The 17,892-nt window shown below is 45.9% G+C and carries 13 protein-coding genes; 5 read left to right on the top strand and 8 right to left on the bottom strand.

What is annotated here, in order from left to right; genetic code table 11:
* Nucleotides 1-7: 7 nt before the first annotated feature.
* Nucleotides 8-907 (bottom strand): Hsp33 family molecular chaperone HslO, encoded by a 900-nt coding sequence (gene hslO / locus H6F74_RS18290; protein WP_190443628.1) that lies wholly within the window; start codon nt 905-907, stop codon nt 8-10.
* Nucleotides 908-1,389: 482 nt separating this feature from the next.
* On the opposite strand from hslO, the gene H6F74_RS18295 reads away from it, so the two are divergent.
* Nucleotides 1,390-1,779 (top strand): hypothetical protein, encoded by a 390-nt coding sequence (locus H6F74_RS18295; protein WP_190443629.1) that lies wholly within the window; start codon nt 1,390-1,392, stop codon nt 1,777-1,779.
* 388 nt (nt 1,780-2,167) lie between these two features.
* Here H6F74_RS18295 and H6F74_RS18300 read toward each other — a convergent pair whose 3' ends face one another.
* The 4 genes from H6F74_RS18300 to H6F74_RS18315 all read right to left on the bottom strand — a co-directional run bounded on the left by H6F74_RS18300 (nt 2,168) and on the right by H6F74_RS18315 (nt 8,872).
* A complete protein-coding gene (locus H6F74_RS18300) occupies nt 2,168-3,034 on the bottom strand; it encodes a DUF928 domain-containing protein (RefSeq protein ID WP_190443630.1) in 867 nt (288 codons plus the stop codon).
* 39 nt (nt 3,035-3,073) lie between these two features.
* Complete coding sequence (locus H6F74_RS18305) at nt 3,074-3,262, bottom strand: hypothetical protein (protein WP_190443631.1); 189 nt, start codon at nt 3,260-3,262, stop codon at nt 3,074-3,076.
* Nucleotides 3,263-3,333: 71 nt separating this feature from the next.
* A complete protein-coding gene (locus H6F74_RS18310) occupies nt 3,334-6,087 on the bottom strand; it encodes a filamentous hemagglutinin N-terminal domain-containing protein (RefSeq protein ID WP_190443632.1) in 2,754 nt (917 codons plus the stop codon).
* A gap of 58 nt (nt 6,088-6,145) precedes the next feature.
* The gene (locus H6F74_RS18315; protein WP_190443633.1) at nt 6,146-8,872 is read right to left on the bottom strand and encodes a CHAT domain-containing protein; all 2,727 of its coding nucleotides are present in this window, start codon (nt 8,870-8,872) and stop codon (nt 6,146-6,148) included.
* A 224-nt stretch (nt 8,873-9,096) separates the two neighbouring features.
* Between H6F74_RS18315 and H6F74_RS18320 the strand changes: the two genes are divergently transcribed.
* The 3 genes from H6F74_RS18320 to H6F74_RS18330 all read left to right on the top strand — a co-directional run bounded on the left by H6F74_RS18320 (nt 9,097) and on the right by H6F74_RS18330 (nt 11,656).
* Entirely contained in the window at nt 9,097-11,127 is a 2,031-nt protein-coding gene (locus tag H6F74_RS18320) for a ShlB/FhaC/HecB family hemolysin secretion/activation protein (protein WP_199301379.1), read from the top strand.
* An 82-nt stretch (nt 11,128-11,209) separates the two neighbouring features.
* Entirely contained in the window at nt 11,210-11,452 is a 243-nt protein-coding gene (locus H6F74_RS18325) for a DUF4351 domain-containing protein (RefSeq protein ID WP_190443634.1), read from the top strand.
* A gap of 15 nt (nt 11,453-11,467) precedes the next feature.
* Entirely contained in the window at nt 11,468-11,656 is a 189-nt protein-coding gene (locus tag H6F74_RS18330; protein ID WP_190443635.1) for a hypothetical protein, read from the top strand.
* Nucleotides 11,657-11,683: 27 nt separating this feature from the next.
* Here the strand turns inward: H6F74_RS18330 and H6F74_RS18335 are convergent, their stop codons facing one another.
* The 3 genes from H6F74_RS18335 to hisD all read right to left on the bottom strand — a co-directional run bounded on the left by H6F74_RS18335 (nt 11,684) and on the right by hisD (nt 17,257).
* Entirely contained in the window at nt 11,684-14,989 is a 3,306-nt protein-coding gene (locus H6F74_RS18335; protein ID WP_190443636.1) for a HEAT repeat domain-containing protein, read from the bottom strand.
* A 522-nt stretch (nt 14,990-15,511) separates the two neighbouring features.
* Nucleotides 15,512-15,937 (bottom strand): universal stress protein, encoded by a 426-nt coding sequence (locus tag H6F74_RS18340; protein ID WP_190443637.1) that lies wholly within the window; start codon nt 15,935-15,937, stop codon nt 15,512-15,514.
* Between the two features lie 12 nt (nt 15,938-15,949).
* Nucleotides 15,950-17,257, bottom strand: coding sequence for a histidinol dehydrogenase (hisD, locus tag H6F74_RS18345; protein WP_190443638.1), 1,308 nt, complete (start codon nt 17,255-17,257; stop codon nt 15,950-15,952).
* Nucleotides 17,258-17,461: 204 nt separating this feature from the next.
* Between hisD and rpsT the strand changes: the two genes are divergently transcribed.
* Nucleotides 17,462-17,806 carry a 30S ribosomal protein S20 gene (gene rpsT, locus H6F74_RS18350; RefSeq protein WP_190443639.1) on the top strand — a complete coding sequence of 115 codons (345 nt, stop codon included), beginning with the start codon at nt 17,462-17,464 and terminating at the stop codon, nt 17,804-17,806.
* Nucleotides 17,807-17,892: the final 86 nt, after the last annotated feature.

The following is a 17,892-nucleotide window of genomic DNA, read 5'->3' on the forward strand; positions in this document are numbered from 1 at the left end:
TTTACAGCTAAACAGACCCTGCTCGTAAATCTTCAATCAGTGCCGCCAATTCGTCACTACTCGCTTGGTAAACTTCTCCGCAAAAATGACAAGTAGCTTCTGCTCCATCATCTTTTTCAATCATGTCTTGCAGTTCTGCTTCACCCAGCATCTTTAATGCACCCAAAACCCGACGCATGGAGCAACCACAGTGAAAACGTACCATTTGGACTTCTGGTAATATTACCAGACCCATGTCTCCCAGTAGCTGTTCAAAAATTTCCGGCAGCGTCTTACCAGCCTGTAACAAAGGCGTAAACCCCGCCAGCGACTGCATTCGAGATTCTAAAGTTTGCACCAGTTGCTCGTCTCGCTCCGCCTTGGGCATGATTTGCAACAGTAAACCGCCAGACGCGGTTACTTTGCCAGCCTCCAGAAATACACCCACCACTAGCGCCGAGGGTGTCTGTTCGGATGTCACCAGGTAATGAGCGACATCATCCCCAATTTCCCCCGAAACCAGCTCAACGGTACTGGAATACGGGTAGCCGTATCCAACATCGCGCACCACATACAGGTATCCTTCCCGACCTATAGCACCGCCTACATCGAGTTTGCCTTTGGCATTCGGAGGCAGTTCCACAGTTGGGTTTTCCACATAACCCCGCACCGTTCCGTCTAATCCCGCGTCTACCAGCAGCCCACCTAGCGGCCCATTGCCCTTGACGCGGATGTTGACCCTTGACCCCTCACGCTTCATGCTAGAGGCAAGTAATAGTCCCGATGACATAGCGCGTCCCAGCGCCGCACTCGCTACGTAGGAGAGGTTGTGCCGCTGTTTAGCTTCTTGTGCAAGGCGTGTTGTGATGACACCAACGGCGCGAATTCCACCCTCTGCCGCTGTAGCCCGAATTAACTGATCAGCCATGAAAAAACCTTACATTTCTTAACAGACTCTATTTTTATTGTAAGCATGGCGGCACGAGTGATGGCGCATCTCTTGTTTCTTATCACTTGAATCGCCCCTGGATCTGTTTTTTAGAAATAAACACTAAACGATTTTTATTATAGAAAAATAACTATAATTGTAAAAAATAAATGAAATTATTTATAAAATAGGGTAAGAAAAACATATCAAATTAGCTGTATTCAATAGACCTCTTGCATAAATGCCTTGAACTAAAGTTCACGCTTAAAGCTAAAACCCGTTAAAACGGGTTGAGGATGTTTGCCAGTTAGCTTTAGCTAACTTTAGCTTTCAGCCCGAAATTTATTTCAGGGCTAACTTTGGCTTTCAGCCCGAAATAAATTTCATTCAGGGCTGACTTTTGCAAGAGGTCTAATACAATTAGTTAGGATAGGTAGATAGAAAATTTTGTACCAGTAACAACTAACAACAAAAAACTCCTTATGCTAGGAACCTTTCAACAAAGCCATCTCAGAATTGAAGTAAATTCCCCAGCAACAGCCATCGGCGACAGCCTGCTGCGTACAAACCTGTTGCGCCAGTGGCTATGGTCGCAGCGCTTTCCTGCTGGACTACCGGAACAGCTGCATGAGGGATTAACCTACACGAGTTGGGCGGGACTCGTAGCGATAGAACACAAGGTAGAAATAGCCCAGCCCCACTGTCTGCGCCTGATTCTGAGTCAAGGAATTGATGGTTATCACGAGTGGTACTGGGGAGAAAATTGGGTGCAGTCGCGTCTGGAAGGGATATCTCTGCTACCGCTGAATGTAGGGCAGACCCTAAGTTTGCTTCAGCTGAAGCAATTTCTGGCATCCCAATCTAAAAAGTAACATTCTCATTCCCAGTTTCGGGGTGGAAATGCAAGTTGTGAGGCTATGCCTCAGGCGATATTATAGGAGGGAGAGCCTCCTTTTTTCGTTCCAAGTCAGAGACTGGGAATTAGGGGATTGAGGAATCTAACCTATAGCAATCCTATTTAAGTTGTGAAAAAGTATTCGCCCTGGTGTAGGGACACGGCAGTGCCGTGTCCCTACAAAAGTTCAGGAATCATTTAGGATGGCTATACAACTACAACTATTCTTAAGTGAACTAATTTGATAAGAAAAAGGCAGTTTTCTTCTTAAAAACTGCCTTTTATTTTAGCGGAGACAAACTTAATTTTGTATTACTAGGGATTGGTCAGGAGGTGATTGAGAAGACGTTACCCTAGTCCCCAGTTTACTGCTTCACCAGTTGTTGCCGCTCCATATCTGTCACTTCCTTGAGTCCAACTGTTTCTAAGAGCAACAGAAAATCATTGCGGATAAATTGATCGTTGGGATTAGCAGTACGGGCTGCTGAAATTGCTGCTAGAGTGTCATACCATAAACTAGCACCAGCATAGATTGCTGCCTTGTCAAAGTCTGAATTAGCCGCCGCGAGTTGTTCCAATAGAGCGGGTGATGCTTGTACGCGCTTAATCCTTGCCTGAGCTATAGGATTAACAGAGGGTCGATCGGGATTGCAAAGCAGTGTCACTGTCCAGCGGTATTGCCGTCCCGGAACCAGTTCTGGCAGGTCTTTGGGCATTTGGAGCTGATTAATTCCAGCCTTGGGTTTGTCTATCTGTTGCTGAATGATTGGTTTGGGTACTCCTGGTTCCACCAGTGTAAAGTTGATCGGGACTCCAGGGTCAGCTGACAGATACCAGAAAAAGGTGGGATGACTTGATGCAGTCAATCCGGTGTGATTTTTCGGAACTAGCAAAGTTAGAGATACAGAGGCAGCTTCACCGCATGAGCCGCGGGAGCCAGTGCCTCTGGTGCCGCTGGGAGCATCGAGATCGTCGGGTGGCTGATAGCGCACTTGGGTGCCAGTGCCTTTGGTGTCTTTCGGCGCACCTATGTCACCAGGCTCAAACCTAGAATCAGAATCAGCTTGAGCTTTCAGCACAACATCTGCGTAAGCCATCGAGTTAAACCCTAGATCGCTAGATACACGATTGAATATCGAATTGAGGGGAGTATCGATTAAGCCGAAGAACTGGATCAAAAGAATTGATGCAGTTCCGGTTACTGTAGTAGCGAATTGACGGGAAGTAGCCATAGATATACACAGATGTTGTGATGCCCGTAGTTTTTTTTACTACACGTTGGCGATCGCATTTTCCATATTTCTGACTTTTTCCCGGATTCCTTCGGGTCTTTGGCTGGAAACGAGAATAATCTCACTCAAGCAAAACCTGATATATAGCAATGCTATTTGAGTTATGAGCCAGCCCTTCAGATACCCGACTTCGAGAGAGAAGTCGGGTATCTCGCCTTCACGAATCATTTAGGGCTGCTATCCCTGGCAAGGCAGTGTAAACAATGCTAAATTTTTAACGCATAACTAATGATTTAGTATTACTCAGCCTTTTCCGGCTCAGTGTCGGGATGGCAAATTAAATCCTTAGCACTGACAGGTTCCACCTTTTGAGCAGCTGTGGCGACGAGAATGCGTCTATCTGCCGTAGCGGTCATTGCTTGGGCTTCAACAACGCGATCGCCCAGTTTCCAATTTTGGGAATTGGGAATTGGGAATTGGGAATTGGGAATTGCCTCTTGTTCACCTTGTTCCTCTTGTCCCTCCTCAAGGGGTTGGACATCTACGAGACGGTAGCGATCGCTTTGTGCATCATACGGAGTCGGCTGTAAACCACCCGTACCCGTGACTGTGAAACTTCCCCGTTCCACATTGCGCCGCGCCAGACAACTACCAGCCACCACTTGATCGGGACTAACAAAATTAGCTGCTAACGGCGAAATCGAATTTTGTAAAAAGGTGAAATCTGGCACATCGACTACACCATTGGTGCCAAATCTAGAGGAAGCTGAAATATCAACGCGACCGTTATTACGAAATATCCTGGCATCAACAAAGTCTTTGCGAACCGGAGCATATTTGTCATAGATAAAAGCAGGGATATCTCTACCCGTGATGTTTCCTCCTGGGCCATTTTCAGCAGCCGCCAGAAGGTCGCTATCTTCCAGAGCAATGAATTGTGAAGATTCTGGGTTAGTTCCCACGAGAACGACATCGCCGCCGCCACCGTCGCCATTAAAAACGCTGGTGCTAATCAGGCTACTATTACGCAGGCTGATATCTTTGGCAGAAATCACGATATTACCACCGCCAGTTTGCAAAGACTCGGCTGTAATGCTCCCGCCGTCCATCGTTATGTCTTGGCTCATCGTCATAATAATGTCGCCAGCGCTGCCTGTTGCTGCACTGCTGACACTAACTCCAGCGCCATCAGTTATCGAAAGCGATCGAGAATTAATAATAATCCCGCCGCCTTTGCCGCTGCTTCCCTGGCTTGCCGTACTAGCAATGCCAGTTTGTAATGATGTCGGTGGTGCGTTATTACCTTTAAGAGAAATAGAATCTTCGACTACCAAAAGTATAACGCCAGCGTTACCTTGTCCTTGAGTTTCAGTTGTTAATCCACCGCCATTAGTAGCAGAAAAAGACTTACTAACCATAATGATACCGCCGCCCGATCCTGTTGCTTCTTCTGCTACACCACTTAATATCCCGATGCCATTTTCTATAGAAACAGAATCTTTTGCTAACACAATTACAGCGCCAGCATTGCCTATTCCTCCAGTGCTGGTATTAATTTGAGCGCCATTTTTTATGCTAAGCGTTCCAGTTTCGATACCAATAGAAGCAATGAGATCCCCACCTGTGGCTAATGAATCGCCAAAAATATTCCCAGCAAGAGTATCAAGATTTCCCACAGCTCCGGGTTGTATAGTGCTAAGAATTGCAGTACCATTACCTTCTAAAGAAACCGAGTCTGTAGCTTCTAAAAATATCAATCCTGCATTTCCTAAACCATTTTCCCGTACCAGAGTTTGCAGTTGAGCGCCGTCTTGTAGGGAGATTGAAGGAGAGTTAATAACAATACCACCAGCATTGCCGATGCCTGTGGATTCCACAGTGCTGAAAATCCCACTTCCATCGCCTGTAAGAGAGACATTATTTGTAGCTTGTAAAGATATTACTCCGGCATTTCCAATACCACCTCCACGGACTAGAGTTTGTAATTGAGCGCCATCTTGGACTGAAATTGAAGGAGCGGTGATAATAATACCGCCAGCCTTGCCTACTCCTTGAGATTCTACAGTGCTGAGAATTTTACTTTCGCCTGTGATTGAAATGTTTTCTGTAGCGGCAATTAATACTAAACCAGCATTTTCTGGTTCATAGATACTGGTAGCTAGTTCCGCTTTATTTTCTATAGAAACTGTTTTGCCTCTAATGAAAATACCGCCAGCATTAAATTTGTTGCCGATTGCAGCACTTGTATTAATCCTTGAGCTATTGGTAATTAATACATCTGCATTTTGCACTCCTTGGGCATCGGCTTGAGCAAAATCTACAAAGGGAACGCTGCCAAAAAACTTTAACCCTAGTTCTCCTGCTCCTGCTAATCCCGTTAACTCGATAATACCGCTTAGGGAAGTTAATACACCGCCATCTACTGTTACATTGCCACCTAAAAGCAAGATACTATTACCATCATTTACTCGCAAACCGTTCAGGGAGCCGGGATTTATCGGATTTGCATCTGGAGTTACGGAGCGATTAATGATATTTCCTGCGGCAATTTGATTAAATAACAGGGCAGAAGGAGCTACATTTAGTATTTGTGATGGTAATGGTTGAGCGCGATCGCTACTGAAAACATCACCATTAGCTAACCGGAGAGCATTGGCAGTTGTTGCTACAAATGAACCACCAATATTGAGCGAAGAGTTTTCTCCAAAGATGATGCCGTTGGGATTGATTAGAAATAAGTTAGCTGTACCGTTTGCTCTGAGCAAACCATCAATATTTGAGATAGATGTACCTGTGACGCGATTGATAATGTTCTGAACATCAAAAGCGTTGTTGAAGTAAGCGCTACCGCCGTTGGGTACAGAAAATTCTGAAAAACTGTGAAATAAGTTGCTTCCAGTTCTGAGTCCTCCATTAATCGTAAAGTTGTTGCCAGGTGTAACTGTAGTAGGGACACTGCCATCAGAAGAGATTTGAGCAATGGCAGGAATGGGGAGAGAAAGGCACAAGGTAAAAGGTAAAAGGGAAAAAGCAAGAAATGGGTAATTTTTCATTTGAGAGGTAATTGGTAATTGTTTTCTTTCTCAGTCCGCAGCTTAGGAACAAGGATTTTTACAGCCAATTTCCGATGAGGATAAAAGGCGACCAAAGAGCAGGATGGTTGTAATCGAAATTGGCGATCATTTTAAGTTGAGCTTTTTGAAGTGCTTCTACTTTGGTAATTCCTGGTTGGCTTAGTTGCGTATAAAATTCTTCAATTAGCGGAACTGTAGCTTCGTCATTGATAAACCACAGAGTAGCAAGTGCGCTTTCCACTCCGGCGCGAACTGCTACGCCAGCAATTCCCAAGGCGGAACGATTGTCACCAGCGGCGGTTTGACAAGCACTCAAGGTTAGGAGTTTGACTGCTGGTTTACCAGGACGCGATCGCAATAAGTTATCAATTTGCTCGATACTAATTTGCTCGTCATACCCTAATAAAAAGGTGTTCTCGGCATCTACTCCAAATTTGCCGTGTGTCGCCATGTGAACGACCGGGTAGCTATCTTGCTGGAGTTGGGTTTGCAAGTTTTCCAGGGTGAAGGCGTTGTCTACTAGGGGAGTACCGCCAAGAATTTGTTTGACGGCTTTCACCTCGGCTTCAACATTCATTAGCGGCGCAAATGGCGGTTTTTCGACAGTTAAGCCCATAATTAAAGCTTTCAGCTTGCGCCTGTCTTGGGATTGACTGTTAGTAAGGTTGATGCTGGGTGTGGTAGCGATCGCATATTTCTGAATTAAAAATTCTTTGCCATCATGCAGCGCTGACATCGGTATCTGTCGCATTACCCCATCATTAATGAAGACTAAGGTACGCAGTTTGGATGCAGCTAAATCTGCCTCCATCGGGCGAATCAGCAAGTTGTAAACTTTTTGGGCTTGGGTGAGATATTCTTCGCTTCCCCGATTTTCTAACAAATTGCGTAACAGCTCGATTTCTTTTTCTAGTTGCTGTTTGCCAATTTCTACCTTATAGCTGCTCATTGTCCCATTGGGACGTTGAAAAATCATTTCGGTGCGGTCGTCCAAAATGACTGAGTAAATTGCAGCTGCATTGGCGTCAGGAATAGCTCCATTTCTCTGGTTATTATTTAGTGCTACTTGCACACAATCATCGCCAAAGAAATTTTGCAATTCTGCTAGTTTAAGGGATTCTAAGGTGCCGATAACAGTTTTGAGAGAATTGTCTTTTAGTAGGGGGGAAGCATTGCGGCTATTATCTTGAGCTACAAGCTTTGAATCTTCTGGTGCAATGCTTCGCCCGTAAAGTTGATTCTCGGTTGCTAACAATAACTCCATCAGTCCTCGGTAAACTGGCTCCACGTCGTCGCGGAAGTTAAATTGCAACTCTTTGTTAGCTACAACGATGTCGCCGCGAATACTTTGGAGAGTAGCGATCGCGCCCTTAAAAGATGCGATCGCTTGACTTTGTTTATCGATGGCTTTATAAATCCGCCCCGCCTGCCATTGCCAACGATACAAACTATCAGCAGCGTTAACTTTTTGTGCAGCTAATTGAGCTTCACCTGTCAACAAGAGCGCTTTTTCATATTCCCTAGAAACTTCGTACAAATTCCCTAAGCTACCAAGAGCAAAAGATTCGGCGCGACTATCGCCAATATTTTTAGCAATGGTGAGGGCTTTTTCTAATATCCAAACTGGAAATTCTGAAATACGATTCGCCACTTCTTCTGTGGAATTCTGACGCTTTAAACTGTCGGCAATATTAATTAAGGCGTATACTTTATCTCGCGAATCTGGCGCTTGTTCTATTAAGGCGAGCGCAGAGTTGCGGTTATTGGCAATTTCTGCCAAATTTGGCGAAGGCGATCGCTCTAACAGGCGGTTCAAATTCAGCAAAGCTTGTATAGCCGATCCGCTTCCCCCTAGTGCTACACTTTCCTGAAAAGACGACTGAGCAGCGTCTACATCATTTTCTGCCAGTTTTGTCAACTCTTTGAACTGCGGATCTCCTTCTAGACGAGCCAAAGTTGCCTGGTAGCGATATCGCTCAGCTCGACTCAGATAAACATTGCCACGATTATTTAGAGCAGTGCTTTGGAGATTATTAGATTGCAGCTCGCGGGCAATTTTCAGGCTAGCGTCGTGAGCTGCTAATGCTTGCTCGTAGTCGCCTAATGCCCAGTAAGCGTTTCCCAAAGCTCCTTGGGCTGCGGCTTGCGTGGACTTGTCGGAAATTTTAATACCAGGCTGTAAAAGTGCGATCGCTTTTCGATACTGTCCTAAATCGCTGTAAGCTTGCGCTTGTTCTGTCAACAATTTCGCTATTTGGCGATCCGACTTGCCATCTTTTGCGTAAATTTGAATCGCTTGCTCCCAGGAAGCGATCGCTCGATCTATTTTGCCAGTTTGGCGATAAGCTACTGCCAGGTTAGTGTGAATAACAGCCCGATCTTTGGCTTGTTTAGTTTGCGCGAGTGCTTCTTGCCAAAGTGCGATCGCTTCTGTAAAATTTCCTACTTGATAGCGTTCAATCCCCTGTTGCACCAGCGCCACAGAGGAAGTAGAAGCGATAACGCTTGTCTGGTGAGTCGCTACCCCATACTTTTCGGTTAACCTCTCCTTGTAGGGGAGAGGTTCCTGCAATTTCTCCCCCTTCCCTGATAGGGAAGGGGGTTGGGGGGTTAGGTCTGCCTTATCCGAAAAAGGTTGAGTCGCTACCGACACCTCTGCTGACTTGATCGGCAAAGCGTTGAGTGCAAAACAAAGAATAAACCCCGACAAAAATAAAAGAATGAAGCGATGCCAACCGTTGCATATTATATATAGCTTAGTCATGTATCATTAGGTAGATTATTGTTATTTTAGTGGAGATACTTTCAATTGTCTGTATCTCCACTGAACTATTTCAGCAGTTTTACGGAATCTTACCGAACCAGACCGTAGATTTACGGATGTAAAACCATGAGTTATAAGGATTTGGTAATTCGTACAACTTTCTACACCTCAACTCAATAGTTTTACTGAATCATTGACGAACCGTAGATTTACTGATAAAAGCCATGAATTCTAAGCTGTTTGCGATCAATACAGGGTTGTTATGCCTCAGCTGGAGTTTCCTGGCTCTTACGCGATCGCCAGCTTGGGCTGGAAATCCAGAAAATACGCTGATGCAAGAGGATACAGCGGCTTGCAGTCGGATGAAGTCCAGGCTATGTGAAGAGATCCCCGACTTTTTGGAGAAGTCGGGGTGTGTACCTCACTCACCCGAAAAGCGCTGTAGTACCATCGCCGCCTCACCGTCTAGCGTTGACCATGACCCAAATTTTTCCAAAGGTGAAATAGTCAGTTCAGACAGCCAGCAATTAAAATCTCACAGCTCAAATTCAGTCCGTTTTAACGCAGGGCTATTAGAGAGGGAATTGATTCCCCAGCAGGACTTGCAATTCACAGTTGCACAATTACCACAGACACCGCCTCAAATCCCGCCCGGAACTGTGGAACCCCCAGGCTCTAACCTGGAACCTTTGCCCACACCCCAGGAGACACCATCACCGGAACCTTTCCTGCAAACACCACAGCCAGAACCAACTGAAACTCCACCGGGTGAGGGAGTGAGAGTCAAAATCAAGAGCATTAAGGTTTTGGGGAGTACCGTCTTTTCGCCAGAAAAATTACAGGAAATTGTACAACCCTTTATTGGTAAGGAAGCAACTTTTGAACAACTGTTAGAGATTCGCACTGCGATTACAAATTTATACACTCGCGATCGCTACACTACCTCCGGCGCATTTTTGCCGCCCCAAGATGTAACCAGTGGTGAGATTACAATTCAGGTAATAGAAGGAGCGATAGAAAAAGTTGAAATTCAGGGGTTAAATAGGCTCAGAGAAAATTATGTGCGATCGCGCATCGAACGTGCCTCCCGACCTCCAGTTAATCTGCAACGTCTGGAAGAAGCGTTACAATTATTACAACTAAATCCGCTGCTAAGTTCAGTACAAGCAGAACTGACAGCCGGAACTGCTCCCGGACTAAGTATATTAACCCTCTCCCTGAAGGAAACGCCGCCCATCACCACCGCCTTCCTGCTGGAAAATCGAGAGTCTCCCAGCGTTGGGGAAATCAGAGGAACAGTTGCCGCCAGTCACAATAATTTACTCGGATATGGCGATCGCTTCGCCGCCGAATATGGACTAACAGAAGGTATCCGAAGTTACAGCTTAAGCTACGACATTCCCGTAAATTCCCTTGATGGCACCCTCAGCCTGCGCTATGGGAACAACAGCAGCAAGATTATAGAGGAACCCTTTGCGCCGCTAAATATTGAAGGTGAAGCGCAAACTGTATCACTCTCGTTCCGTCAACCAATTATCCGCACGCCTAGTACAGAATTTGCAGTTGCAGTATCAGCTGATTGGCGACAAAGCCAGACTTATATATTAGGTGAGATACCCTTTTCTTTTTCGGAAGGGCCAGAAAATGGCTTGTCCACAGTCACCGCCTTGCGTTTTAGTCAAGAGTGGACAAATCGCTCCTCCAACAGAGTTTTTGCAGCGCGATCGCAATTTAGCGTAGGCGTGAACGCTTTAAACGCCACCATCAACGAAGCCGCAGCCGATGGGCAATTTTTCAGTTGGGTAGGACAATTTCAGTACGTTCAGGCTCTCGGACGCAACGTTGTTTTAATCGCCCGTACAGGTATCCAACTTTCCTACGACACACTACTTTCTTTAGAACAATTTAGTATCGGTGGCGTTGATACAGTGCGCGGCTACCGACAAAATCAAAGAGTTGCAGATAATGGCTTTCTTGGATCGCTAGAAGTGCGCTTTCCCCTCATCCGCGAACCCGATGGAATTGGAATTATCCAAATAGCTCCATTTTTTGATATCGGAACCGTTTGGAACAACAATAGTGAAATCGCAACTCCCCAAACTCTTTCTAGCGTTGGTTTAGGATTGCGCTGGGAACTTTCCCCATATTTTTTAGCCCGTTTAGATTGGGGAATTCCCCTCACGTCTATCGACAATCAAGGCGGCTCCCTGCAAGACAGTGGACTCCATTTCTCCTTCCGTCTGCAACCGTTTTAAAGAGTTTTCGACTTGTACTCAGCTATTAGCGGGTTTACGGTTTAACCAGAATTTAATTCAAAGTTTGTTTAGAGAGGAAGTTATGCGTGAATCTGTAATTTACCAAGATATTATCCAAAAGGGACGGGAAGAAGGAAAGCAGGAAGAGGCGCTAAGGATGGTTATGCGATCGCTTACCCGCCTGTGCGGTACACTTGACTCCAATCTGCAAAGACGCATTGAGGCGCTATCTATTACTCAACTGGAAGATTTGAATGAGGCGTTGTTAGATTTCGCCGATGCTACCGATTTAGAAGATTGGTTACAGGAATATCAAGGAAGGTAAAGGTTCTGCTAGAGGATGCGATCGCGCTCTACTTTACTCATTCTCATAAAGGTGAATTTTGGTGCAGAATTTTTGCGCGATCGCCTTCGGCATAGCCTCGCTTACCGCGCTTGTGCTTTCCTCAATTTTCAGAGTTTGAATATCTACGGTAATGGGATATATTTTGTCAGTGGGTTTAACTTGAGATGGAATATCAGTGAATAGGTTTTCTAAGAATTAAACTGTTTAATGTTAACTATTCCACGCTTGATAAAAGTCTGGGTAAGTCATGTTTTGGGTGCAGTGCCAAATGACTTCGTAGCAAAGAGTGTAGAGAGCAGAATCATTTTCGTAGCTCCGATCTGTCAAGCAGTTTTTTAAGCCTGAGACTACATCTGAAAACAAGTCATCTTGGAGGATTTCTTGTAAGCTCTTAGCAGCTTTGATGCGGATGAGCAAATCTTGGCTGATTTGCAGCAGCTTAATCAAAACGGCAATTGCTTCTGAGTTGCCAGGAGCAATTTTCCCTATGCTCTCAATGGCTTCTCGACAGGTCAAATCATCGTGACTGTTATGCAGCACATCAATCAAGGCAGTAATAGCTTTCGAGTTACCAGCACCAATTTTCCCTATACTCTCGATGGCTCCCCGACGAATCCAATCATCATGACTGTTGTACAGCAGCTCAATCAAGGCAGTGATAGCTTTTGGGTTGTCTGGAGCGATTGTCCCCAAGCTCTCAGCAACTCTCAGCCGAATGCTCTCATTCGGACTCGTGAGCAGCTCAGTCAGGACGTTGATGGCGATGTCCCGGTTGCCAGGGTTTATTGCCCCTAATGTGTAGGCGGCTCTTCCACGAATGCCCTCATTCAAACTGGTGAGCAGCTCAATCAGGGCGTTGATGGTGTCCGGTTTGCTGTGGTGGATTGCCCCTAATATGTAGGCAGCTCTCAAACGGGTGTCCTCATCCTGGTTAGGATGCAGCAGCGATATGAGGGCGTTAATGGTGTCCCGATTGTCAGTGCCGATTTCGCACAAGCCTTCGGCAACTATCCAGGGGGTGTTTTTATCCTGTTTAGAATGCAGCTGATCTGTCAAGACCTTAACAACATCCGGCTTGTAGGTGCAAATTATCCACAAGAACTTAGCAGCCATCCGACGAATCAAACTAGGCTGACCAGAATGCAGCAAATGAATCAGAGCCTTTATGGCATCCTCGTTACCAGGATGTATTTTTTCTAAACTTGAGGCGATGGACAAAAGATTCCTCGGATTCCGGGGATTATGTAGTAGGGTAGTCAGGGTGCCGATGGCTTTCTGATTGCCGGGGTGAACTACCCCCAGTGTGTAGGCGGATCTCCAGCGAGTGTCTTCATCTAGATTCGGATGCAGCAACTGAGTCAGGGTGTCGATAACCTTCTGGTTGCCAATGCCGACTTTCTCCAGGCTTTTGGTGGCTTGATAACGAGTTCGATCATTCTGAGTGTTGACTACCAGATGAGTCAAAGCACCTATGGCATCTAGGTTAGCAGTACCAATTTCCCCTAAGCTCTGGGCAATTCTTTGCTGAGTCACTGCATGCTGACTATTGGTTAACAGGTGAATCAGAGCATTGATAGCCTTGCGGGGAGCGCTCTCTCGCAGTGCTGCCTTACATCCTTCTTCAATTGGCACGAGAAATGTCCCAAACTCTTGTATGTCGGCATTGAAATAACCAAAACCCCACCCTACAATCTGCGCCACAATGTCATCAGCCCATCTGCACTCTCTAAACTCTGCAATCCCTGCTGCTGCGAGAAAATACGCTCGATACCGATAAAAATTTTTACATCCATCCTCGAACTTCACCAATACCTTGATCAACTTCTCTTTTTGCTCTTTTGGTATCTCTTTTCGTCCCAGCCACAGCAAAAATACTTCTTTCCACTGCGGCTCAAAAATGAGATAAGTTCCCTGAGCTGGATTATGGGGGACATGGTTTAGGAAATAATCCCAATGTGGAATCGTACAAGCTGCAAAATATTCTTGAAACGTGGGATGAAAGAAGGCATAGACAGGTTTACCTGTGTCTGTATCCTTGTATACTTCCACCAACCAATTCAGCTTTTCAGTTGCTAACTTAAAAAGGTCTTCCCCCATGACCTTGAGAGCAAAACTTTCTCGGATCGCAAACCGTGATTTTTCTTTATCAATTGCTTCCCGTGCCAACAATCCTAGCGCCTCATTTAACTTCTCTCGCTCTGTCAAAGTTGTAGAGTGTAGTTCTTCTTTCCACTCATAAAAAGCTTCTGTAAATTGTTCGTAAAGCGTGGCTTTAGTTTCTGGTAAATCGCCTTGGCGAAAATACCAACTTTGGCACAGTAACGACAACCGCAGTGGGTTTTTGACTAAATCTCGGATGCGCTGATGTCTGTCTTCGTCTAGCTTTTCCCGTAACGGTTCCCCTAGTTCTGGTTTTTCAGCTATGGAGAACCACTCGCAGATAAATTGTCTCACCTGATCTGGTTTATTGCTTTCCCCATAGCTAAAGTCTAAGGTGCGATAAGTATCAAAACCCGGTAAAGCATTAACACTTGCATCCCAGACATTTTGCCGACAAGTCAGCACAGTTCGCGCATCAGCAACCCAGCCTGTGACTTCTTCCCTGAGTTTGGCTAAAGCTTCGACGGGTGAAGATGCTGGCATTTCGTCCACTCCATCCAACAGCAGCAACACTTCACCACTTTTGAACAGATTTTCTAGTTCTTTCTGCTGTTCCGAGACATCTGAAGTTTTAAGCGCGTCTTTTAGCCACTTCTGACGCAGGTATTCTTCTAAACTTTTATCTCTCAAACTACCCAGAGACACCCAAATTGGGAAACCTGGTGTTTTTGGAGAGAATGCGATCGCTTCTAGCAGAGTAGTTTTCCCGGCTCCCGGTTCGCCAATGATGGCGATGCGTCTCCCTTGGCTCTTTTTGCTTTGTCCCTGCGTAATAACTTGCTCTAGAAACTCTTCATGCTCATAAGTTTGGGTGATTTCTTCCTCATGTAGCTGGAAAAAACCCGATCCTTGCTCTGGTGAAACAGAGGAATCGTCGCTACGTCTGGGTTGGTGTTTGCGCTCAACTAATCCCAGCTCTACATAAAATGCTTTAGAAACTACCTCGGTAGCTTGTCGCCTGATGTTTAGTTTCTGAGACTCCAGCATATCGCGGCAAATTTGTCTCCAGTCATGAGACGCGATTGCGCTACCAGTCTCAGAATCTTTGTTTTGCTGTTGTTCTAAATACACTTTTTCCAGGCAAGCTTGCACTCTCTTAACCTTGCCTTTGTACTCGGAGTTAACTTCAGGAAAACTCTGTGAAAGCTTACCGAATATCTCCTTCATATACTTGTCATAGGACTGAAGAGCTTTCTCAGGTTCACCTCCTATAACTTCATCTGCAACATCCTGATTTTTCTTATGGATGTTCTGCCGAGCAAATCTGACCAAGAAAACCGCTTGTTGATCCACAGTTAGCTGGTGGTCAGAAGCCATCACTTTTAGAAAATTATCCCAACCATCCCATAATTTCATAACGCGATCGCAGTCTCGACAGGTTCTCAGCTTCTTGATTACGAACTTAACCTATTACTCAGCCAATCTCAACTAGAAGAATTCTTCTAGTTTACTAGAAGTTATTAGGGACTAGGAATTATAAAAAGTTCCTCTTAGCATGAATTTAATGCTAAATCCAGCACTCCAAACTAAGTTAAAGAGGCAAATTTATGGACTGCTTTCAGTATGTAATCCCTGGCTTAGAGCAATTCTTCCCAACGGAAATAGAACGGAATAACTCAAATTCAACTGACGAAAAACCAGAAAGTAAGACTGACATCAAGAACCATTCGGAGTTTCAAAATCTAGACCCTGAGCCTGAATCTTTTTCCTAATCTGCGTCTAATACACCCTGCGAATAGAATTCACGATTACAAAAACGTAGGGACGGGTTTGAAACCCGTCCCTACCACGCTAAGAGTAATCAACAATTCTAAAACCTGCCTACGCAGGTTTTGTCTGTTTAGCCGCGACTTTAGTCGCCAGGGCTTCTTTTAACTGTTATCCCGGCTTTACCACCAGCACAGAACACGGGGCATCTGTAACAACTTGGCTACTAACAGAACCTTCTAAAATTCGCTTTAACCCAGTTAAACCACGACTGCCAATCACAATCAAATCAACCTGATAGATATTAGCAAGGCGAATAATTTCTTCAGCGGGATCGCCAGTGACAATTTCTAGCTCGCTGTCGCAGCTTAGGTCAACCTGATAAGATTGCAGCTGCTTTTCAATCTGCCGATAGGGTAAATCCTCAGAACACGTCTGCGGACGGTCAACGGCAATTTCTACCTCAGACTCAGACGAAGGAATGACATGAGAGAGGATAATTTTGGTCGCTGGCTGTATTTGCAGTTCTTTCAAAGACTCAATCACTCGCTCCGAAAGTTCTGAACCATCCAAAGCCACCAGAATAGTTTTTAGCACCCAAAAATCTCCTTACTCATCAGTCGGCTTCTGTGTTCGCAGTCGCACCGAGTCAGCGTGGGAAGGCAGACCCTCAGCTTGAGCGAGAATCTGAATAGCGTTGCTAACCTTCTGGAGCGCTGTAGGAGAGTATTGTATCAGGCTGGAGTGTTTCATAAAGGTTTCTACTCCCAGCGCTGAGGCGTATCGTGCGGCGCCAGAGGTGGGCAAGGTGTGATTAGGCCCTGCCAAATAATCTCCTACCGCTTCCGGCGTTGAGTTACCTAGGAATATAGCACCAGCGTGGCGAATTTTTTCGAGTATTTCCCAAGGTTCTTGCACCTCAAGCTCTAGGTGTTCCGGGGCGAACTCATTGGAGAGTTCTGCGGCAACATTCAAGGAGTCAACTACAACAATTAAGCCGTAGTGCGCGATCGCTTTCTCTGTCAGTAGCCGTCGCGGATGATTCTCCAGCTGTCGCTCTACCTCTAACTGTACTTTCTTCGCCAGCCCTGCATCCGTTGTCACCAGAATTGCCGCTGCCATCGGGTCGTGTTCTGCCTGTGCCAACATATCTGCCGCTACGTATACCGGGTTGGCGGCACCATCGGCAATCACCAGCACCTCCGAAGGGCCAGCCAGGGAGTCAATCCCCACTGTGCCATACACGAGTTTTTTCGCCAAGGTGACATATATATTACCGGGGCCTGTAATGACATCTACCTTTGGGATAGTTTCAGTCCCATAGGCCAAAGCCGCGATCGCTTGTGCGCCCCCTACCCGATAAATTTCCTGTACGCCTGCTTCCTGAGCAGCCACCAGCACCGCCGCGTTAATGGTTTTCCCTTGCCCTGGTGGTGTCACCATCACAATTCGAGGGACACCAGCCACCTTGGCTGGAATGGCGTTCATCAACACCGTACTGGGATAGCTTGCCCTACCACCAGGAACGTAAAGTCCGGCTTTGTCTACAGGCGTGTAGCGCTTCCCTAGGACTATTTCATCCTCCCCGAATTGCACCCAAGATTTCGGGATGCGCTGTCGGTGGAACGCTTCTATCTGTTGACGTGCCAGGCCAATCGCGTCTAGTAACTCTTTGGACACCTGCTGATAAGCAGCATCCAGTTCTGAGCCACTGACGCGCAGTTGTTCAGCCGTAAAACTTTGCCCGTCAAATTCAGCCGTGTAGTGCAGCAGGGCTTTGTCGCCTTGCCGTTTCACAGCCTGTAAGACTTCCCGAACAGTTGCCTCTTTGTGGACAATCTGATCGTCGTGTGTGCGATCGCAAATACGCCGCAGTTCAGTTTTTGCCTCAGCTACCTGAGTAATGATTCGCAGCATGGAGTCGGAATCACCATCTAGGAATTACCCGCACGAGTTCAGGTCAAACAGCATTCTCATCAATTCAGACGATCCAGCGATTCGCCTTTACTCGTTTCTATAGCTTAACTGGATTTTTCCAGGGATCGCTATACTATTTAGAGAGATGCTATATTAATCTATCTAGTTATCTTTCTTACCTGTACTAAAATTTCCCTCAAGACTGTGGCCAATACTAAGTCAGCTCTCAAGCGAGTCCAAATAGCCGAACGCAACCGTGTGCGTAATAAGACCTACAAATCAGCTGTGAAGACGCTGATGAAGAATTACATGAGTGCCGTTCAAACCTACGCAGCCAATCCGTCTCCGGAATTACTGCAAGAGGTTGAGAGTCGGATGTCAGCGGCTTACAGCAAAATTGACAAAGCGGTAAAGCGGGGAGTGTTGCATACCAACAACGGCTCTCGGAAAAAATCCCGTCTTGCCAAAGCTCTCAAACGGACACTTCCCCAAACCGAAGCGGGAACAACATCAGATTCAGCGACGACTGAGGATACGGCTGATTCTTAGCTCTCAAGAGCTTGTTGTCAGTTGTCATTAGTCCTTAGTTCATAACACAGGCATCCCGCTTGTGTCCTTAGCCTTAACCAATGGCT

It is taken from the genome of Trichocoleus sp. FACHB-90 (genome assembly GCF_014695505.1).
Classification (GTDB): Bacteria; Cyanobacteriota; Cyanobacteriia; order Cyanobacteriales; family FACHB-T130; genus Funiculus; species Funiculus sociatus.